This window comes from Butyricimonas hominis (genome assembly GCF_014287455.1).
GTDB lineage: Bacteria > Bacteroidota > Bacteroidia > Bacteroidales > Marinifilaceae > Butyricimonas > Butyricimonas muris.
The window spans coordinates 59,856-81,545 of sequence record NZ_JACOOH010000003.1; the positions used below are offsets into that span (position 1 = coordinate 59,856).

General features: G+C 50.4%; 16 protein-coding genes. 6 read left to right on the forward strand and 10 right to left on the reverse strand.

Annotated elements, in window-relative coordinates; all coding sequences use genetic code 11:
- Window positions 1-34 precede the first annotated feature (34 nt).
- Window positions 35-1,429: a tRNA uridine-5-carboxymethylaminomethyl(34) synthesis GTPase MnmE gene (mnmE, locus tag H8S64_RS07235; RefSeq protein ID WP_186975551.1), complete on the reverse strand. Its 1,395-nt coding sequence runs from the start codon at window positions 1,427-1,429 to the stop codon at window positions 35-37.
- 93 nt (window positions 1,430-1,522) lie between these two features.
- Window positions 1,523-2,431: a DUF5996 family protein gene (locus H8S64_RS07240; protein ID WP_186975552.1), complete on the reverse strand. Its 909-nt coding sequence runs from the start codon at window positions 2,429-2,431 to the stop codon at window positions 1,523-1,525.
- A 208-nt stretch (window positions 2,432-2,639) separates the two neighbouring features.
- On the opposite strand from H8S64_RS07240, the gene H8S64_RS07245 reads away from it, so the two are divergent.
- From H8S64_RS07245 to H8S64_RS07260, 4 genes are read left to right on the forward strand one after another with little or no spacing between them, the layout of a single operon-like run.
- Complete coding sequence (locus H8S64_RS07245; protein WP_222621157.1) at window positions 2,640-3,776, forward strand: putative porin; 1,137 nt, start codon at window positions 2,640-2,642, stop codon at window positions 3,774-3,776.
- A gap of 18 nt (window positions 3,777-3,794) precedes the next feature.
- Window positions 3,795-4,436 (forward strand): ABC transporter permease, encoded by a 642-nt coding sequence (locus H8S64_RS07250; RefSeq protein WP_186975553.1) that lies wholly within the window; start codon window positions 3,795-3,797, stop codon window positions 4,434-4,436.
- Window positions 4,433-5,344 carry a glycine betaine ABC transporter substrate-binding protein gene (locus H8S64_RS07255; protein ID WP_255469465.1) on the forward strand — a complete coding sequence of 304 codons (912 nt, stop codon included), beginning with the start codon at window positions 4,433-4,435 and terminating at the stop codon, window positions 5,342-5,344. The genes H8S64_RS07250 and H8S64_RS07255 overlap by 4 nt, the downstream gene beginning before the upstream one ends.
- A complete protein-coding gene (locus H8S64_RS07260; RefSeq protein WP_186975554.1) occupies window positions 5,334-6,065 on the forward strand; it encodes an ABC transporter ATP-binding protein in 732 nt (243 codons plus the stop codon). Before H8S64_RS07255 ends, H8S64_RS07260 begins: the two co-directional genes overlap by 11 nt.
- Window positions 6,066-6,068: 3 nt before the next feature.
- Here the strand turns inward: H8S64_RS07260 and H8S64_RS07265 are convergent, their stop codons facing one another.
- Complete coding sequence (locus H8S64_RS07265; protein ID WP_176555077.1) at window positions 6,069-6,218, reverse strand: hypothetical protein; 150 nt, start codon at window positions 6,216-6,218, stop codon at window positions 6,069-6,071.
- 134 nt (window positions 6,219-6,352) lie between these two features.
- On the opposite strand from H8S64_RS07265, the gene H8S64_RS07270 reads away from it, so the two are divergent.
- Together H8S64_RS07270 and H8S64_RS07275 are read left to right on the forward strand one after the other, a co-directional pair.
- On the forward strand, window positions 6,353-8,026 hold the full coding sequence (locus H8S64_RS07270) for a hypothetical protein (protein WP_186975555.1): 1,674 nt from the start codon (window positions 6,353-6,355) through the stop codon (window positions 8,024-8,026).
- An 11-nt stretch (window positions 8,027-8,037) separates the two neighbouring features.
- Window positions 8,038-8,520 carry a GNAT family N-acetyltransferase gene (locus H8S64_RS07275; protein WP_186975556.1) on the forward strand — a complete coding sequence of 161 codons (483 nt, stop codon included), beginning with the start codon at window positions 8,038-8,040 and terminating at the stop codon, window positions 8,518-8,520.
- A 2-nt stretch (window positions 8,521-8,522) separates the two neighbouring features.
- Here the strand turns inward: H8S64_RS07275 and H8S64_RS07280 are convergent, their stop codons facing one another.
- From H8S64_RS07280 to H8S64_RS07310, 7 genes are all read right to left on the reverse strand, one after another.
- Window positions 8,523-9,791 (reverse strand): DNA cytosine methyltransferase, encoded by a 1,269-nt coding sequence (locus H8S64_RS07280; RefSeq protein ID WP_186975557.1) that lies wholly within the window; start codon window positions 9,789-9,791, stop codon window positions 8,523-8,525.
- A 125-nt stretch (window positions 9,792-9,916) separates the two neighbouring features.
- A complete protein-coding gene (locus tag H8S64_RS07285) occupies window positions 9,917-10,075 on the reverse strand; it encodes a hypothetical protein (RefSeq protein ID WP_176555078.1) in 159 nt (52 codons plus the stop codon).
- Between the two features lie 149 nt (window positions 10,076-10,224).
- A complete protein-coding gene (locus H8S64_RS07290; RefSeq protein ID WP_099292588.1) occupies window positions 10,225-10,782 on the reverse strand; it encodes a sigma-70 family RNA polymerase sigma factor in 558 nt (185 codons plus the stop codon).
- Between the two features lie 407 nt (window positions 10,783-11,189).
- Window positions 11,190-13,790 (reverse strand): zinc-dependent metalloprotease, encoded by a 2,601-nt coding sequence (locus H8S64_RS07295; protein ID WP_186975558.1) that lies wholly within the window; start codon window positions 13,788-13,790, stop codon window positions 11,190-11,192.
- 17 nt (window positions 13,791-13,807) lie between these two features.
- Window positions 13,808-16,414, reverse strand: a complete 2,607-nt coding sequence (locus H8S64_RS07300) for a zinc-dependent metalloprotease (protein WP_186975559.1) — start codon at window positions 16,412-16,414, stop codon at window positions 13,808-13,810.
- Window positions 16,415-16,434: 20 nt separating this feature from the next.
- Window positions 16,435-19,041: a zinc-dependent metalloprotease gene (locus tag H8S64_RS07305; protein WP_186975560.1), complete on the reverse strand. Its 2,607-nt coding sequence runs from the start codon at window positions 19,039-19,041 to the stop codon at window positions 16,435-16,437.
- 20 nt (window positions 19,042-19,061) lie between these two features.
- A complete protein-coding gene (locus H8S64_RS07310) occupies window positions 19,062-21,677 on the reverse strand; it encodes a zinc-dependent metalloprotease (RefSeq protein ID WP_186975561.1) in 2,616 nt (871 codons plus the stop codon).
- Window positions 21,678-21,690 lie beyond the last annotated feature (13 nt).

Here is a 21,690-nt window from a genome sequence, read left to right on the forward strand (position 1 = left end):
TCCTTTCTTGTCTTTATTTTCCCACACAGAATGTCTATTTACCGATGCAGAAGTTCTTGAATATATTCCCCAGCACTTCATCCGTTGTAATTTGTCCGGTGATTTCGCCGAGGTAATGGAGGCATTCGCGGATGTCTTGGGAGATAAATTCACCGCTAAGGTGAGAGTCCAGACCGGAAATGACACGTTCGATAGCGGAGCGGGCGCGGGATAGGGCTTCGTAGTGGCGGGCGTTACTGACAATAACGTCGCCGGAGGAAAGGGCGTTGATGTTGACGGTAGCAACAAGCTGTTCCACTAGGTCGGGGATCTTGTACCCTGTCTTCGCGGAGATGGGCAGAATGGGTTCGCCGGAAGAGAGGGCGGCAATTTCAGCCACGAGGGAATCCGAGGTTTGGAAACAGTCGATTTTGTTGAGAAGGATCAGCAGGCGGGCATCGGTAGCCAGACGTTCTTTGACACGGGTATAATACGGGACAAAGTTCGAGATATCTTTGGTCGTATCGACAAGAAGTAGCACTACGCGGGCTTGTTCTATTTTGGAGAAAGTGCGCTCGATTCCCATGGATTCCACTTTATCGTCGGTATGGCGGATACCCGCGGTGTCGATAAAACGGAAGGTGATACCTTGCAGGTTGATCGTGTCCTCGATGACGTCACGGGTGGTTCCTTCGATATCGGAAACAATAGCCCGGTCTTCCCGAAGAAGGGCATTCAGCAAGGTACTTTTCCCCACGTTCGTGTTCCCGACGATAGCGACCGGAATACCATTCTTGAGCACGTTACCCAAAGAAAAGGAATCACACAAGCGGAAAATCAAGGTATCGATACCCACCGCAATGGAACGTAGTTCGGAGCGGTCGGCAAACTCGACATCCTCTTCCGAGAAATCGAGTTCCAATTCAAGCAATGAAGTAACACGCAAAAGTTCCATACGCAATTTCATCAATTCGTCGGAAAAGCCACCCCGCATCTGGTTTAGCGCCATTTTATGGGCGGCTGACGAGGACGAGGCAATCAGGTCTGCCACGGCTTCCGCTTGTGACAGATCCATTTTACCATTCAAGAATGCCCGTTGCGTAAATTCCCCGGGAGTGGCCAAACGGGCTCCGGAAGTAATCAGTAACTGCAACAGACGCTGTTGGATATAGACGGAACCATGACAGGATATCTCGATAGAATCTTCACCCGTGAAGGAGTGCGGGGCACGGAAAACAGTAACCAGAACTTCGTCGATCATCTCCTCTCCTTCCATGATTTTGCCGAAATGCACGGTATTCGGGCGTGCTGCCGCCAGTCGTTTCCCTGATGGCGAAACAAACAGCCGCTCACAGAGTTCAATACTACCTTTACCCGAAAGCCGGATCACAGCTAATGCTCCCATGCCGGGGGCGGTTGCTATTGCACATATCACGGATTGATCTATCATAAACGTACCTTTTCCGCGAAGGTAAACTTTTAATCCGGAACAAACAAAACCAATCTTTTCTCGTTACAAGAAAGGATTCCCTCGGGAAAAGAACTAATTAGCGTATGTTAGTGGTGTCGTTATCCAGTCCAAATGTTGCCACGGGTGAATCTTCTGCATGATATCGAAGCTCGATTGCAGGAATTGCCGCACGGCATCAAAGGGATCATCGTAGGCCAAAGCATCTTCCAGTGTCAAGAAAAATTCTTTCTTACCGGGTTTGAAGATTGCCATAGCAGGACGAATCAAATGATCGTTACCTCTCAAATCACTGATAAACGGGTAAGGCAAGCCGTAAAAAGCGGGACGGGGATAATTCGGATCACCCGGCCAGAAGCCGCACTCGAAATAACGTTCGTCGAAAGCATGATCGGAAATGGGTTTGTTCATACCGAAAGGAGCCGATTCGCCACTGTACACGATACCCGTGAGATCCATAGTACCGAAATAGTACGCCGGACCGTCCACTTTCCCCCGGAAACGGGACAGAAAGCCCCGTAATGCCTCGTGAGCGAAAAGGTGGTTCTGATGCCACAAATGTACCGCTTCCCTGTTGTAATGGTGGTGTTTCGTGTCCTTGTCGAAATCTACCGGATCGTAAAATTCCTGCGCCCTCACGTTGATCGTTGTCGGGGAACCAATCTCTTCCAGTGATTTCATAAACTGCTTATAAAATTCAGCCACGGAAAGCCCGTCGTGTAAATCAAAATGCACCGTTTTCCCGTTCCCGTTGCGGAAAATAATCATATGTTTCATGAAGTCAGCCTGTATCTCAAAAGGAGAATCGTCCCCGGGGATGATTCCCGTGGAAAGTCCTTCTATCGAGAGATATAAACGCACGTGTGCCCATTCCGGACGTTGGTGGCAGCGCACGAGTTTCACTTTACCCAACATTTGCAAGTACATGTGTACCGTGTCAGCTGTCTGTTGCCAATCCGTGTAATTCAAAAATTTCTTATCCATAATCTTCTATTTTATCTTAAAGTCACAGGTCATAAATTGTATTATTTCCCTCCCTGTTCTTGTTCCTTTAACGGGAATACCCTAAAATGGTTTTACTTTTCTGCTGTTTGGTTACCTTCACGAGTACTATGCAAACAAAGTATAATTTTAAGCAAACCTAATTCACTTAATTTCCGTTATACACCAAAAACGATAAAAGATGGGTGTAATGAAAAACAAAAAACTCTTACTGATAATATGGATACTGTTCAGTGCGGTTTCACTTCCCGCACAAGAAAAAGAAAGGGAACTCCCGAAATTCAAATTAGGCGGGGCTTTACGCTTTAACTACAATTTCTGTGACTGGAAAGCAGGACATCGTGACCGGGGCGGGGATTTCGGGTTTGACGTGTTATACCTCAAATTGACGGGTTCTTACCGTGATATTATTTTGAGTGCCGACTATCGCTTTTACAGCAAGGATTTCGGTGGTCCCATGCTGAAATACGGGTGGATCGGTTACCGGTTTAACGCAAATAACCAGATACAAGTCGGTCTGACAGGCGTACCTTTCGGGATACAACCCGTAGCCTCCCATAACTTCTTTTTGCAGATAGCCTATTATGTCGGTCTGGAAGATGATTCGGACATGGGTATCAAATATCTCCACACCAGCGAGCGTTGGGATCTCGCTTTTGCCTTTTTCAAGAATGCCGATGAATTGCTTTTCGGCTCGGACAACGAAACTTCGGACGACCGTTACGGTTATGACGTGGCAGGACGCAACAAAGAGATAAACCAGTTTAACGGGCAGGCATTCTATAAATTCGGGAAAAACTCCCGGCAACGACTGGGAGCGTCGGCAGAGTTCGGTCAACTCTACAACCTCGACAGACGGAAGAACGGCACGCACTACGCTCTCGCTTTGCATTACGAACTGCTATGGCAACAGGTAAGCCTGAAAGCGCAAGTAACGACCTACGCCATGCACCCTAAAAACGCCGCGGACGATGACGATGAGGTCATATCCATGACCGCCTACGGGGCACCCTACCTCGTTGCCGCAAAAGCAAACATCTACATGTTGAGTGCCGGATACACTTTCCCCATAAACCGCAAGTTTCTAAAGAAAATACAAGTATACAACGACTTCGGGTGCCTGCAAAAACAAAACAACGATTTCAAGGACAGTTTCCAGAATGTCACCGGGGGAATGTTGGACTGTAATCCCGTCATCATATACGTTGATTACGCCATGGGCAAGAATCACGGGTGGCTGGGACCCGATTGGGACGGTTTCAGTGCCGGAGATGCAAGTAACTCGTGGCACGCACGTTTTAACGTGAACGTGGGTTACTATTTTTAATAACAAAAACAAAACAGGATGATAAAAGAGATTTACACGTTATACGTCGAGCGCTGGCGTTTTTTCTTGAGCCTCACGGGAGAACACCTCCAGATATCACTGGTATCCATCGCGGTTGCCGCCATTATCGGGTTGGGGTTGGGTATATTGATCAGCCTTTACCGGAAAAGCTCGTCCACGGTACTGGGACTCACGAATTTTATTTACACGATACCGTCGATAGCCCTGTTCGGGTTTCTGATCCCGTTCTCGGGCATCGGCAACACGACAGCCATTATCGCTCTCTCGATATACGCCCTCCTGCCCATGGTACATAACACTTACACGGGCATCACGGGTATCGACCGGGAGATCATCGAGGCGGCACGGGGCATGGGAAGTACCACGTTCCAGATACTTTACAAGATACAAGTACCGTTGGCATTCCCCGTGATTTTGTCAGGGATACGCAACATGGTCGTCATGACGATTGCCCTCACGGGTATTGCCGCTTTTATCGGGGCGGGCGGATTGGGCGTTGCCATCTACCGGGGTATCACCACGAACAATTCCGCCATGACCATTGCCGGAAGTTTGCTCATCGCCCTGCTTGCCCTGTTGGCGGACTGGGGCGTAGGACGCTATGAAAAATACATAAAAAGAAAACGTAAACTAATATGAAAAGATACATGAAATATTATTCACTCGCGGTGATTATCGGGCTCGTGTTACCGTGGGGATGCGGGCAGAAAAAAGATACCATTCATATCGCCACGAAGCCCATGACCGAGCAATTCATTCTCGGGGAAATGCTCTCGCTGCTGATCGAAGAAAATTCCGACCTTCACGTGAAGATTACCAAAGGCGTGGGTGGCGGCACGAGCAACATTCACCCGGCGATGGTCAAGGGAGATTTCGACCTTTACCCGGAATACACGGGTACGGGATGGCTCGTGATTCTGAAAAAAGACACCCTGCTGCCACCGGACAAGCTATACGCCGAGCTGCAAAAAGAATACTCGCGGGAGTACGGGTTGAAATGGGTGGCTCCCTACGGCTTCAACAACGCTTATAGTCTGGCTGTCAGCAATGACGCGGCGGAGAAATATCACTTGAAAACCTTCTCCGATCTGGCACGTTATCCCGATCGGTTTATTTTCGGCGCGGAGTACGACTTTTACGAGATCAACGACGGTTACACCGACCTCTGCGCTTATTATGACATAAAGTTCAAAAAGAATCTGGATATGGATATCGGGTTGAAATACGAGGCTATCAAGTCGGGCAACATCGATGTCATGAACATATTCACCACCGACGGTCAATTGAGTGGAGCCAACCTAACCGTGCTGGATGATGACAAACATTTCTTCCCCTCCTATTATTGCGCCACGGTGGTACGGGAAGAAACCCTGAAAGAACATCCCGAACTGGAAGGTATTTTAGAAAAGATGAAAGGTATACTGACCGATTCTGAAATGGCGGGTATGAACCACGAGGTGGACGTGAAACATCGTTCCGAACGGGAAGTTGCCGCCGAATTTCTGCAAAAGAAAGGTCTGCTAAAACAAGATAACCATGGGAAATGATATAGCTATTCGTTTTGAACACGTCACGAAGTCATACAGGGAACGGGAGATACTGAATGACTTTAACATGGAAATCCGACGAGGTGAATTTCTGACCATTATCGGGAGTTCCGGTTCGGGGAAAACCACGGTTCTGAAACTAATCAACGGGTTGATATCTCCCACTTTCGGGATTATTTACGTGGACGGAAAGGATATCTCGAAAGAAGACCAGACTCTATTACGCCGCAACATCGGTTACGTGATACAGGGCATCGGACTGTTTCCCCACATGACTGTCCGTAAGAATATTGCCTATGTCCCCGGTCTGTTAAATCACCGGGACAAGGAAAAAACACGCCGTGCCGTGGAACGATTGATTGATGTCGTGGGACTTGAACAGGAAATGCTCGACCGATACCCGTCGGAACTCTCCGGCGGGCAACGCCAACGGGTGGGCATAGCCCGTGCCCTTGCCGCCAATCCGGACATATTGCTCATGGATGAACCGTTCGGTGCCGTCGATGAAATCACTCGCAAAATGCTTCAGAACGAGATACTTCGAATACACGAGCAACTAGGAGTTACTATCGTGTTCATCACTCACGATATAAAAGAAGCGTTAAAACTCGGCACACGGGTTATGGTTATGAACAAGGGACACGTCGAACAATTCGACACGCCCGACAATATTCGAAACCACCCGGCAACGCCTTTCGTGCAAGAACTGGTACAAGACTGACGATTATTCGTCAGTCTTATTTCCTGTATCACTATTTTTCCGGATATATATCCGTAGAGCCAGATACGCGTTCCAACCCAAGATAATAAACCCGACGAATAGAGCCATATAAATCACGGTAATAAATATTCCGATTAAACCTCCTAGCATCATATTCATATATTTTATTCAACATCAAATCATTATATCTTAACAAAGTTAAGAAATTTAATCCTATCCCCCCTCCCGGTCATTATTATTTTTTCAAACAACAAGAAATAATTACATTTGCACGAAACCTAGGTGCTATGAAAAATTACAACCAATGTGAATGTGGACTTGTATATAACGAGTTTTCCATTATCTTGATCCAGACCTTTACCTCTCCCGGGATCGAAATTCCCGATTCGGAGAAGCCTGAAGTCAAGTCTTTTATTAAAAAGGACAACGAGGGAAACTTTGACAATCAACTATTTACCAATACCTGCCCGCGCCACCCGTGGGACGAGGGTACACCCCACGATCGAATGCGCACGGGTCCCAAGATCGAACGCTATCGCTTGAAAGGTTTTGATATCTGTATCGATATCGGGGGATTGACACCCGCACGCTTGTGGGGACACGTGCACGTGCGGGCTACCGTCTTTTTCAACAAAACGGTAGAGATATCCTATCGCATTATCGTGACGAAAACGGGAAGAATCAACGGTTCCAAATTCTGTCAAACGGATGTTCCTTTCAACACCGATCAATTGATCGCCGTGGCAGGTATCGTGCAGCACGTGGAACACTGGGTGTACAACAAGAAATTGAAAGGACAGGAAATAGACGGTTCCTTGAAGATAGTCACCATCAGTGATCTACATCTGGACGAACGGTCAAACTTCCACCCGACAACCGTGAGGACAAAGGGAATTACCTTCGAGGAAGTGCAACGACGTTACCGCTATTTCTTTGACAGGCAACCGTGTAAAGACCACGACAAACCTAAGGAAGAGAAAGAATTCGAATACGGTGATCACAATTACATATTCCTCGACATCTGGGAATCCATTGGTCACTCCGGTCGTATCCGTTTCGACAAGATGCGAGAGGATCAGGTCATCGAACACATCGAACAATGTCACAAAGCGGAACTCGTGGGTTTAATGACGCTCTACCCAGAAGAATGGCCGTATCGCATGGACTCCAGTTTCGAGGACGTGTGCGGCAAGAATATTGCCATCGACACGGACGATCTCGTGCTCGCGAACGAAACCATGAGCCTCGTGGTCGGCACGTACGGCAACCGGGGCAAAGAGGCTCCCACCGACTGGAAAAAGCATCTCGCCCGCCGGGACCGTTATCACGTCAGTTGGCCGGAATACCTCGTGTTGGTCGAAATCCTGCTGGCAAAGAAACACACGATCAATTACGTCCTCAACAAATATATCTTCAACTCCCGTCAAGCCATCAGGGAAAACAGTAGGACGGACTCCAAAGACGGACAACAGGGCTTCACCATTATCAACGACAAGATTCTGGACATGATCGAGCAAAACGCCCGCTTGAGTATCAGCCTGTCGGATATCATCCTGCAACTTGATTCGGTGCGTTACCTTCGCTACATGTCACACAAGCACATGTACCATGAAACCAGCCGTCGATTGCGTATCGAGGATGACGAACGCCAATTAAAGGAAATTACCGAGCGGGTAGACAAATCCCTCACGAACGCCAACAATATCGCCGACCTCAAAGAAGCGAACAGCACGAAGAACATCCTTCTCTTTATCTCCATCGCCTCGCTTTTCGGCGTGTTGCTGGAAGGGAACGGGGAAGCACCCGTGTTCTCGATGATATCCAAGGAGTTCGGCGTATTTACCGCCGTGCTTCTCGTGATAATCACGTCTATCGGAATCTATTTCAGCATGAAAGTATTGATTCGGGTAATTATCCATTATTTAAGAAAGAAACGTATAAGTAAGAAATCAAGAAACTAAACACATCGTATATGATAAAAACGTACTCCACAGATTACAGGACACGCCTTTGCGAATTTTTTTCCCGCATTATCGAGAATCACAAGGCTTATATCTCACATGGTGAGTTACAAATGGGTATCGCACTCGACAGTAACGAGTTGGCTCCGGATTACAAGGAAATGTGGCTAAAATACCTCGACCGCCAAGTCGCGGATCCCGCCAACACGTTATTACTCTACTTGGAAGATGAAGATATTATCGGTTTTGTCCTCTTCGGTATCACGGACGACGGCGCGTTTCCTTACGGTGTGATTTTCGACCTCAGTGTCGATCCCGCGTACAGGGGAAAACGTATCGGTCAACAACTCCTGCAAGAAGCGACGGAGAACTTTAAAGCGAAAGGCATACGGGATTGCTATCTCGAATCGGGAGTGAATAACCACTCCGCCCACCGCTTTTTCGAGCATCAGGGGTTTAAACAAGTTTCCGATATCTTCCGGTTGAAGTTGTAAAATTAAACAAGCGGCTCCTTCCCGAAGTAGAAATCCCACAAGCTTTCCACGCGTTTCCCGATATGGTATGCCAGCAAGGGGGGAACAGCGTTCCCGATGATTTTATACGCCGAAGAGGGGGATAGTTTGTATTTACCCCCTCCCCCGTCAGGCACGACGAACTCGTAATCAGGGGGAAAGGTCTGTATCAACGCGCACTCGCGGGGAGTCAATCGACGCTCTTTCAAACCCTCCATCAACTCAGAGTTAATGATTCCGCCATGCTCTTTCGAGAGTCGGCGGTATTCTATATTTCCATGATGTTCGGAACGGATAGTTGGGGCGATACTTTCGAGATCTACCTCTATCTGTCCTTGGCAATGCCTGCCCAAGAATTTTGCCTTGGAGTAGTACATTTGCGACGGATCCGCGCTCGCTTCCGGTTCTTCCAACCCGGCAAATACATTCGCGAGAGTCTGCGGGGGCATCAGCCCCTCTCCCGCGGCACGATAACCGTGACTCGGCAAAGGGTAAGGACAGTATTCTGCCGGAATCACTTCTCCCGACAAAATCTCCCGTGCCTCCGGAGTCAATGCCGATTTACGGATACCGATAAAAATCACGCGTTCGCGGGATTGCGGCACCCCGTAATCGGCGGCATGCAACACCCTCGGTTCCAATACCAGATACCCGTCACCATCCGCCCGCGCGAAATCGCGTTGAATAATCTCTTTCGCGTTCGCGAGGTTTACCAGTCCTTTCACGTTCTCGGCTATAAATATTTTGGGCTTCGTGATCTCGATCACTTCTTTCATCCACATGTACAACTTTCCCCGGGTTTCTTCCGAAGCGATCTCCCCGTTGATAACCTCTCCCCTATGGTCTTTATGGGAATTGAATCCACCTCGTTTCCCCGCCAGACTGAAATCCTGACAAGGGAATCCTCCCGTGACGACATCCACCTTTTCGGGGAATACCTTTTCCCCCGCGCGGTGGCGTTTCACGAGGTCTACAACACTCTCTTGGCGGTACACTTCCGCAGAATAACCGTATTTGGCAAAATGACGTGTCCACGCCGTCCGGGCTTCCTTCAGTATATCATTGGCGAAAACAATCCGGAAACGGGTTGATTGTAACTTTACCCACCCGTTCCGTCCGTTCTTTTCTATAAAGTCGGGATTCATTTTTTGATTAATACAATCTCTATGAACTGAAAATCCGCCTTCCAGTCCCAAATCCATTCCCCCGCATCCAGAAAACAGCGATAATACCCGAATCATTTTAGAAGTCATCAATTGTTATTTTATTCATTTTCCGTCCCTACAAAAATAACAATAATCATCGGGTTATCGACACTCTTGTGAAAAATTAAGTACCATGTCTACCGGATCGTGTACCGGTTGTTCCTTGTTCCCCGTCACAAACCGAGTATTCTCACGGTAGTGAAGGACTCGTACGCCAGATGATCAAAATAATGAATGATCTCTGCTATCCCTATCCAAGTGTATACGACGATGCTCGTGATTACAACTAGTAGAAGGGCTACGATTACCATTTGATTCCATTTAGCTTTCATTCCGTCTTCATTTTAAAGTTACTAACTCAAACCAAACTCTCTTCCCTCATCTCTATCATCGTTCACTGTAAATATATAACATTATTTTTCATTTTCCAAACGAATCGTTAGAAAAATCTTAAATTTAACACTTTGTTTGCCGCGGCTCTTCAAAGGTCGAGTTCTCTCCCGCGATGCATAAGGCGATCACGAAGATATTTGATGCTTTTGTTCTTTTGGACTTTCACCGTGTTAACGCTGATACCTAGTTTCTCGGCAATCTCTTTACCGGAAAAACCGCTTATACTCAACTTGATAATCTGTTTTCTCATTCGGGGTAAATCACCGATATGCATGTAGAGCAGGCGTACTATTTCTTCCTGTACCGTATCCAAAAGGAAATCCGCGGCAAAATCCTCCTCTTCTTTTTCTTTGTCAATCTTATCCAGTATGGCGGCTCTTTTCTTCTTGTTGCGGATGTATAACAATGAATTGTGATACAGAGATTTGTACAGGTACCCCATTAACTCTTTCGAGGAAGCGAATTGCACATTGGAATGCCAGAGATTCACCAACAGATCCTGCACGATATCTTTCGCACAATCCATATCCTTAACGATCGATTCGACGTAAACGCACATCGCAGCGTAGCAAGAATTGTAAAGTTGTTCCCAACATCTTTCGTCCTTGCCGTTTATCCCCGGTAAAATAGATTCAAGGTTTACCATCTTTATTCTTGTTAAACTTCTCAGTTTTTCATAAAGTGTAAACAATCAATTGAAGACATAATGACAGTACCGGGGAACTGTCCGGTTGCAAAGCGCCGTACTTATTCCCTGCAAAATCTACCGGATAAATGCCGACAGATATTTTGATTCAGACTCTAATTTTTCCCTTGTCCCGTACTACTCGTTTGTCACAATTTGTTTGTTTATTACAGTTAGCTTCACTTACAATGCCACATCTCACGCTCATCCGTACAATAAATACATGAAACGAGGTTTGGTATTACTCTAAAAGCTTAATTTTTTTATTTTATATAATTTACAATCATAAATCATTAATCACTAATCCCTCCTGTCCCGCCGCCGCGGAAAGTTTCCGACGGCGACGGAGAGGAACAAGGGAAAACTCATCACCTCATGGCTTGCTCCAGTTTATGGAGAAGAAATTTATAATGCTGCTGTGTATCCGCAGAACCGGAAGAGGCTTTTCCCTGCAACAGTTGGCGGGCACGTTTCATTAAATCGTAATAATAGGGAGCCATATCGGCTTGTTTGGGATCTATGTCAACGTAATAGCTGAATCCCTGTCGTTCGGCGAGCGGACGGGACAGATTAGCAAGATCCCCGTAATAGGCTATGCTTTTCGCTTTTACCGCTTCCGGCACATCAATCAGCATACGGAAACCTCCCCGGCTAGCGGATGTTTTCTCCACGTTTGCCCCGCCGATTACACGGGAAAGCAAGGCTAACTGCAACTTTTTCTCAGTTGCCGAGAGCGTGCGTCCCTGTATGGTCGGCGTGAATACGAAATCGTAAATATCATTCATGTACGCGTCCGGCGTGTAAGCCAGTTTCGCCGGGGCTTTATCGGCGTTGTAAGACACGGGAGCCAGACGTCCCAGAACGGCAGCGATGATTTTATCTTCCAATTCGCGGGAAACCATTCCCATGAGAGGCATCTCCTTCTGGAACGCGGGACTATCGAGCCATTGCACTTCTTTCACTTGGTTGAGCAGGAAACGAACGGCACGTTTCTGTTTCTCTCTCGACACGAAAGCCTGATGAGGCAGTTTGTCCCCCTCGTAACGTTCGTTGAGATAAATGCCGCCGATGTTTGCCACCACGTGATTCAGGTAACGCACGTACTGGCTGACAATCTCGTTGTACACCCGTTCACGGAACGAAAAATCCGGATCGTCGTCACGTGTCCAATCATTCAAGTTAGCAAGCAGGTAGCGCAGGTTTTTTACCCCGTAGGTTGCCGATTTCACGGCATCGTCCCCCAAATCCTCTTCAAAGGACGAGGGATCATGATGAGCGTAGAATTGCTGTTTACCGTAACGATAAACCGGATCGCCGGAACGTTCGCTGATCCAACTATCGAGTACAGGCACCTCGTCATGGGAAGTCACTGCGTCCGGTAGCGGGGTATACAACCAGCGAATAACGTAATAATCGTACAGTCCCAGTTCGGGCGGAGTCATCCGTACCCCGCGGGCAGCATCCCCCGGTTGCGCCACGTAATTAAAGCGGGCGTAATCCATGATCGAATGTGTGGTTCCATGCTTCCGCGTGAACGAGGGCGAGCGTAACGAATCGGTCGGAATAGCCGCCGACGCGGACATATTGTGCATCAAACCGAGGCAATGCCCTATCTCGTGGGCGATCACGTAACGGATACAGTCCCCGAGTGTTTTCTCGTCAAGATTCACACCCCGCACCGACGGGTCGGCGGGAGCCGTCTGTATGAAACGCCAATCCTGCACGAGGCGCACCATATTGTGGTACACGGAAACGTTCGCCTGCAATATCTCCCCGCTCCGGGGATCTGTCCACGAAGGTCCCATGGCGTTCGCCACCGGAGAGGGGGAATAACGCACGCAGGAATAAGCGAGGTTCTCCGGGTCGAAAGCCGGATCATCAGCGGGAAAATCCCGTGCCACGATAGCATTTTTAAAGCCTATTTTCTCGAAGGCAGCCTGCCATTCCTCGATACCCGCCTTCACGTGAGGTTTCCAGCTTTCCGGGAAAGCATCGTCCACGTAGAAAACGATAGGTTGTACCGGCTCCGTGAGGCGTCCTTGTCGGAATGCCGTCAAATCCTTGGGTTCCAGTCGCCAACGATGGGTATGGTAACGTACTTCCACGCCCCTCTCGTCCTCTTCGTACAGGTATTTTCCCCCGAAAAATACCCCGATACGCGGATCTGCCAACCGGGCACGCGCGGGAGTTTCCGGCAACAGCAGGAATGTTCTGGTCATCAAGGCGGTAAAAGGCATCTTGTATATCCAGTACCATTGCTGCGCCTGCACGCTCACGTCATAAGTCAGTGATGTCTGCACGCTGACGTTATTCTCGTACGCCGCGATCCGCCCGATTCGGGTAAACTCCCGTTTAAATTCTTTTTCAAGTTGTCCTTCCTCCCCGCCACCGTATTGCCATAAAATAGGCATCCACGGGGAAAAGGGATCAAGCGCCTCGTTCTCCCCGCCAGACAGGTAATCGGTCATGTCTATGACAATCGCCGTGCTGTCGGGTGACCACGCTTTGATCTCGAAGTTGTTCAACACGGCGGGATAGGCGTTTTTATCCACGTTTTTACGCATCCGCTCGTTGCCCGTGATGTGCAGTGCATTCGCTTCCAGCAGGTTGATTAACGAATCGGTACGGGTAAATACCACGTGCAACGGCTCGTGCGGCTTCTCTCCCACGCTGCCGAAGTAATGGCTGGTAGTTTCCGCTATCGTGGAACCGATCAGCATCTCCCTTCCCAGCAGGTCGAGCGGAATTTCAAAATAGACACGCCCGTCCGTCTTATGAAGCGTCATCAGCCCCTTCACGGTTTCGCAGGCTTTATCCTTGAACAGGTTGTCGTAAGCCGATTCCTTGGGAAGTGCGGGCATCTCGCTATTGACGTCGCGTTTGGTTTTCTTCCCCTTTCTGCCCTGCGCTTCCGCCAGAACCGGTAACAACAAAACAACCAACACTATGATTATCGAGGTTTGTTTCATAATATTCTCTTTTAGATTCATTTTTTACTCAACGCCTTCCCTATCCTGTACAGCAGATACTCGTAATGCTCGCGGGTATCACCGGACGAAGAGGCGAGGTTCTGTTTCAACAAGTCCCGTACACGCAACAGCATACTGTAAAATTCAGGAGCCGCATTGTAGCCCTTTACCACGGCGTAATGCCCGTCAAAACCGCTGTATGGTGCAGTACCGGATAGGCGGGCTGCCGCCAGACGCTGTTCCTCGCGGTGCAGGGAACGGGTATCGGGCGACCATGACACGAGTTTCGTGTCAGCAATGAAAGGCATCCGGCGTTCGGGTTTCTCGAAAGCGGAAGCGGATTCCGCCACGGCAGAAGTAGCCATGATACCCGCCACGAAAGCCCTTTGCATAAAACGCTCGTCCTCGTCCAACGCCCGTTTCCCGATCGTACCGTCCCAGATATAAGTATAGAGGTCGTCCATCAATTCATCGGGCGTGTAGGCATCATCGGATTTCGCGGCACAAAGCCGTAAATCGCCCACCTTCCCGAGCAATCCGCCCAGTATCGTCAAGTACATCTCTTCACCGGGCAGGTTTCCCATGCCGATATTATAACGTTCCATGTAAGCCACGTCGTCCATCCAGTCGAAACTCTTCGCCAGTTCCAAGGCGTAGCGCACGATAGCACGCTGTTGTTCCCTCGGGACAACGGTATACGCGGGAATATCCTCGTCGGCGTGTACCTCGTTGATATACACACCGCCCACGTGTGAAAGCATCCGGTTAAGTTCCGCGGATACCGCATTCGTGAGCACGTTACGGAAATTGACACGGGCGGTCATTTCCTTGTCGTCCTCCCACGTGAGGCTCCCGTAATTCTCCATGATATATTTTATATTGTCAAGGCGATAGCGAAACGCCTTCACCGGATCGTCGCCCAAGTCGAAAGCCTGCATTCGCGGATCGTTGACCGGACGGTGCATCCCCCACACGAAACGCCCGAAACGGAAATAAGGATTACTTCTCGATTCCGCCACCCAGCGGTCTAGCACGGCAGTTTCCTCCCGCGGTGTAACCGCCCCGGGAACGGGACGATACAACCACTTCACGAGGAAATAGTCATATCCCCCGATACCATGCTGCACCAGAGCCACCCCCCGCTCCATATCCCCCGGTCGGGCGATATAGTTTGCAGGCACGCGGTCCATAATCGAGGGACTCAAACCGTATTCACGGGTAAAAGAAGGCGAACGCAAGGAATCCACGGGATAAGCGGACGAGGCAAGCTGATTCTCGGCAAACCCCAGACATTTTCCCATCTCCCTCGCCACGTCGTTTCTGATCTGTTCCCCGTAAATCTCCACGGGCAAATACTGTTCCCGCACCCGCGGGTCTGCCGCCAGCGTGTAGGCCTTATATGAAAAGCCGGGATCATACCCCACGGGAATAAAAATGGAAGCCGACAATATCTCACCCGTGCGGGGATCCGAATACATCTGGCTTTTCACCTCGTACATCTTCACCGGGGAAAATAATATCGTGGAATGACTCACGTCGGCAAGGTCAAAACCGGGTTCATCCCGCGGGTAATCCTTCACCTGTATGGCGTCCCGGAACCCGATAGCCTCGAAAGCCTTGTTCCATTCCAGCACTCCCGCCGCCACGTGCGGACGGTACGCCTCGGGGATAAGGGTATCCATGTAGAACACGATCGGTTTCAACGGCCGCACGAGTTCACCCCGGTGATACGCCACGGGATCGGACGGCTCCAAACGCCAACGGTAAGCGAGGTGAATCGGTTTCACCTCTTCCATCGAGGCATTGAGCGCGGAAGCCCGAAGCACTTCCGTACCTACCCGGTAATCGGCAAGACGGGGCATCATCGGTTGTTCCGGCAACAGCATCAGAATCCGGTTCGCCAGCACGGAAACTTTCATATCCTTCGCCATGAGGAACATACCGAAGAAGATATGATCCACATCATACCCCAAGTCACACGTGGCAACCACGTTATTCGCGTACGCTTTCACGCTGTGCAAGGAAGTGCGTTCCTCCTGAAACTTATGGTTCCGCATCACGAACCCGTAGAAAGAGTTTCCGGCATAGTCGGCGAAAGGAGTCGTGTAAATGCTATGCGTCATGAAAAGCGAACTCATATCCACCAGCATCGCCGCACCGTCGGGAGTAAACGCTTCTATCTTGTAATTACCGTACACGCCCGGCATACCGGAGCGTGCGATTGCCGGGTCAACCGACGCATCACCCGACAGGTTCAACAGGTCGCCCAACACCACCAGACGGGCTTGCAGCACGGAGTCCGCACGGGTGAAACGAACGGGCACACCTTGACCGGAGAACTCCCCCACGGCACTCTCGCCGCTGTCGCTGATTCCCTCTATCGTCGACGTGAAAAGCATCTCTTTGCCGAGCAGGGCGAGAGGAAATTCCACGTACACTTTATCGTCTATCTTGTGCAAAGTCATCAGCCCGCGGGCGGTCTGCACCTTCTTCCCGTCAAACACCTTCTCGTAGGCAGTAAGCTCTTTTTTCCTCTTGTCTTTCTTTTTCCGTCCGGCGGCAAAGGAATCATTGACACCCGCGGCGAGAGAAAGAAGAAGCAGTATATAGATTATTCTTCTCATAGTATTCAATTTTTACACGTTCAATTATCGAGGATATTCCCGATCTGACGGGCCATAAGTTTATAATACCGTTGCATTTCGGCACTCCCCGTGTTCTGTTTGCTTTTGACAAGAGTGTACACCCGTTGCAACATCTTGAAACATGCCGGTTCCGAGGGATAGGGACGATACCAGAGATTGACTTCGCCAAACCCGGACACCTCTCCCGCCGCGTTTATCGGTAGATACTCCGCATTCGAGAAAACCCCCAACACGTCATGCCCCAGCACGCCGTAACGTTCGCGGCTTTTCGCCTTTATACTCTCCGGCACACATACCGACACCCCCGAACGGAAACGGAAAGGCTCCGCTCCCATGTCCTTTCTGTTGACCCCGGTTTCCTCGATCAAGCTGTTCACGAACTCCTGCAAAAAGGAACGTTCACTCTTCGTCAGCACCTTATTCTGCATGGTCGGTGCCATGACAAAGGCGTATATATCATTCATGTACTCATCACGGGTGAAAGGTTTACTATCCGTGGTCAGCTTCTCGTTGATCGCCACCACCGGACCCGCACGAAGCAATCCCCGCATCATCTCCTCTTGAATCTCCGCTCCCACGTCACGCCCCGGCGGCAAACCGGGCACGTTATCCAACCATGCCACGTCCTTCATCTGTTCCAGCAGGAAGCGCAAAGCCTCTTTCTGCCTTTCGCGGGACACCACACTGTAAGCGGGCAATTCGTCCCCCTCGTATATCTCGTTAAAATAGAATCCACCGATATTTCTCAGCACGTGGACGCAATACCTGAAGAACTGGAAACGAGCCTCGTTCAGCATATTGGTACGAAACTTATAGTCTTTATCCTCGTGCGCGACCCACGTGTTGAGATTCGCCAAGAGGTATTTCAAATTTTTCACGCCATAGGTGGCGGACTTCACCGGGTCGTCGCCCAAGTCTTCCTCTATGGAACTGGGGTCTAACACGTTCCAGAACTGTTGCTTGCCATAGCGATAAACGGGATCACCGGAACGTTCCGAAATAAAGCGGTCAAGCACGGGTATCTCGTCTTTCGCCGCGGGAATGTCGAGCAGAGGTTTGTACAACCACTCGATCACGTAATAATCGTAAAGCCCGAGATTAGGCGGCGTCATACGCACTCCCCTCTCGGCATCGCCCGGCTGCGCCACGTAATTGTTACGGGCGTAATCCATAATCGAGTGCGTGGTTCCATACTTCCGGGTGAAGGACGGTGAACGCAGCGAATCGGTGGGTATTGCCGCCGATGCGGACATATTGTGCATCAAACCGAGGCAGTGTCCCACCTCGTGGGCAATCACGTAACGCATACAATCGCCGAAAGTTTCCTCGTCCAGCTTCACCTTGCGCACCGACGGGTCGGCGGGAGCCGTGTGCAGGAAACGCCAGTCCTGTACCATCGCCACCAGATTGTGATACACGTAGACCGAAGCGTTGATAATCTCGCCCGTGCGGGGATCCGTCCACGACGGTCCCATGGCGTTCGCCACCACGGAAGGGGAATAGCGGATACAGGAGTATTTCAAGTTCTCCGGGTCGAAATCCGGATCATCGGACGGGAAATCCCGCACCTGCATCACGTTTTTAAAGCCAATCCTCTCGAAAGCCTCGTTCCACGTGAGCACTCCCTGACGTATATAAGGCAACCAACTCGCGGGGAACGCGTCGTCCACGTAGAACACGATCGGTTTCACCGGTTCCACCAACTCGCCCCGACGGTAAGCCTCCTCGTCTTTCGGCTCAAGACGCCAGCGGTTGGCGTGATAGAACACGTCGATATTCTTTCTCGGGTGACCGATATCGTATTTCCCGTCAAAGAATACCCCGATGCGGGGATCGGCATAACGGGGACGAGCCGCATCCTCGGGCAAGAGGATAAAGTTGCGGGTTAGAACATTAGTTATCGGCTTGTTCTTGCAATAAGTTCCCATAAAGGTTTCCGCCGTCACCCGGTAAGCCAGTCGCGACTGCACGCTGACGTTATCTTCAAAGGCTTTTATTTCCAACACCTGCGACCCTTCCTGTATGAAATTCTTGTCAAGCCGTCCTTCCGTCATCGACACCACCGGCGACCACGGGAAGAACGGCGGAAGCATTTCATTGTCGCTCACGAGGAAATCCGTCATGTCAATCACCACTCCCGTGCTGTCCGGCGACCATGCCTGCACCTCGAAATTCTTGATTACCGCAGGCAAATTACCGCGCCGCATCCGTTCCCGGAGATTATCGTCGGTCGTGGTGTACACGGTCTGTATCTCGCCCAAACTCACCTTGTTGGAATCCTTCAGCGTGAACACCACCCGCAACGGGGTATGCGTGCGCTCACCCACCCCGCCCAGCAGATTATCGGTGGAAGCGGCGATCGTCGAACCCAGCAACATCTCCCGTCCCATCACCGCCGTCGGTATCTCGAAATATATCTTTCCTTCCATTTTGTGGAGAGTTATCAGCCCCCGTTTCGTTTCGCGAGCCTTATCCTTGAACAACTGTTCGTAACGGCTCTCCGTTTTCCCGTCCTCCTTCGAGTCCTTCTTTTTCTTTCTGGCGAACCCGGAAGCGGGAAGCAGGAACACGATGATAAACAGGTATACTATCTTGTTTCGTTTCATAATATTCTCGTTAAATGAACTCATTTCTTTTCCAACGACTTCTTGATTTTGTGGAGCAGATACTCGTAATGCAACTTCGTATCGCCCGTGCTCGTCACCACCGCTTTATTCAGCAATCCCTGCACGCGAAGCACCATGCCGTAGAACTCGTGGGCATCGGGATTACCGGGGACTCTCACCCACCACGGCAGGTCGAAAGAGGCATTGTAAGATTGGGGATTTCTCGCTTCCGTGATTCCGCGATTAATAAAGTATAAGTTCGCGGGGCTGAAATCAGCAACACCGTCCCGCCGGGCGGACACCTGTAACGCGGAAGCCGACTCCCCCACGGTAGAAGATTGCAATATCATCGCCAGATAAGAAGTCTGGAATCCCATTTCCTCTTTCGTCAAGGAGCGGTTCTTCAGCGTACCTTCCCACACGAAACGGTAGATATCATCCAACAACTCGCTCGGTTTATAGGCATCGTCCGATTTGGCGGCGCACCATTTCAACCGATCGTAGCGGGAGAACAACACGTCCAGCACGGTTGCCCGCATCGCCTCTTTCATGGGCATACGTCCCGGACCCAGTTGCCGGAGCAAATCGAGGTCTTCCAACCAATCGAGGTCACGGGAGAAGTTCAACAGATATTGCACCATTTCCCGTTGCTGTTTCTTCGGTAGAAACTCGTATTGCCTGATCCCCTCGTCAGCATTCGCCGCATTCATCACGATACCTCCCACGTAAGTCGCCAACTGCGGCAACCGATTCGCACCCAACACGGAGCACAACCCCTCGTATATCCCTTGACGGACAACCATATCGCGGTCGTCTTCCCGGTACCACTCGAAGAAGTTCTTTAAAGAACCCTTCACGTTAGCCACGTGATACTCGAAGGCTTTCACCGGATCGTCCCCCAAGTCGTAGACCGCCACCAGAGGATCGAAAGCCCCCCAGTCGTCGAACAAGTGATAACGGCAGGCAGGATTCGCGCGCGACTCCTTGATCCAGCTGTCGAGCGTCGCTTTCTCATCCGCGGGCACATTCGCCCCCGCTATCGGCTTGTACAGCCATTGGATGGTAAAGTCGTCGTACGGTCCTACCCCTTTCGCCGTCATCCGCACGCCGCGTTCGGCATCACCCGGTTGAGCGATATAGTTGCAGGGTACAACGTCCATAATCGAAGGGCTCAACCCGTGTTCCCGCGTGAACGAAGGGGAACGCAGCGAATCCACCGGGTAAGCCGCGGAAGCGGAAGCGTTCAGGAACAAGCCCAAGTTCCACCCCATGCAGTTCGCCATATTCGCGCGAATCAACTCCCCCATCTGTTCCTCGCTCAGCTTCGCCCGCCGCACGGAAGGATCGGCATTCATTGTCATCAACACGCGGTCATTGTACAACATATTCGTGAAGTTGTCCGGTATACAGATCGACATACTCAATATCTCGCCCGTGCGCGGATCCGTGAGTTGATTCGTCATTGCCGAGTACCATAACACGGGAGAATAAAGAATCACGGAATGATTCACGTCAAAAGGATTGAACCCCGCGTCATCCCGCGGGAAATCCCGTACCTGCACCACGTTCCTGAACCCTATTTTCTCGAAAGCAGTATTCCACTCCTCCAGTCCCTCTTTTATATATTTCGCCCACGCGGCGGGCATAAGCGTGTCCATGTAAATAACGATCGGTTTCACGGGTTCCACCGCCTCACCTCTCTCGTGGGCAGCCTTGTCCGTCGGTTCCAGTCGCCACCGCCGCGTGTAGAACACGCGTTCCAGTCCTCGTAGCGGGTCGCTAAAATCCGCCTGCATGAAAGGACGTACCCCCACGCGGTAATCCGCCAAGCGGGGCATCATCGGTTCCTCCGGCAGCAACATCAGAATCTTGTCGCTCGTCACCGTCACTTTCACGTCCTTTGCCATCGGGAATCCCATCATGAAATAATCCACGTTAAACCCTTGCTCGCAAGTAACCGTGACATTATTGTCAAAAGCGACGACATCCTTCAGCGTCGTCCGCTCCTCGCGGATATCGTGCTTCCGGGAAACGAAACCGAACATGGCGTTCGGTGCGTAAGCGGCAAAAGGAGTCGTGTACGCCGAATAATTCGTGAACAACGACGTCATATCCACCACCACCGCCGTACTGTCCGGCGTCCATGCCTCTATCTTGTACGTCCCGAAGATACCCGGTCGCGAAGCCTTCTCCAAAGCCTTGTCTATCGCCCCGTCACCGCTACTGTTGAACGCCCGCAACGGCGGGTAGTCCACCTGCACCGTAATCCGGGCTTGCAACACCGAATCCCGTCGCGTGAAACGCAAGGCATTATCGCCGCCCACGAACTCGCCCACGGCACCCTCGCCGTTATCGGTAATACCCCGGATAACCGAAGCGTAGAGCATATCTTTATCCAGCAGGCGGAGCGGGAACTCCACGTATATTTTCTTGTCCGCCCGGTGTATAGTCATCAATCCTTTGGCGGTCTTCACCTTCTTGCCCTTGAACAATTCGCTGTAAGGAGTCGAGAGTTCGACATTCTCCGGTTCCCCGCCTTTCCTATCCTTTTTCTTTTTACGTCCCGACGCATCGGCTTCCGCGGAAGCGGGCAGCAGCAACGAAAGAAGAAACAGTATATATATTATATTCTTCATAATTACTCGTTTT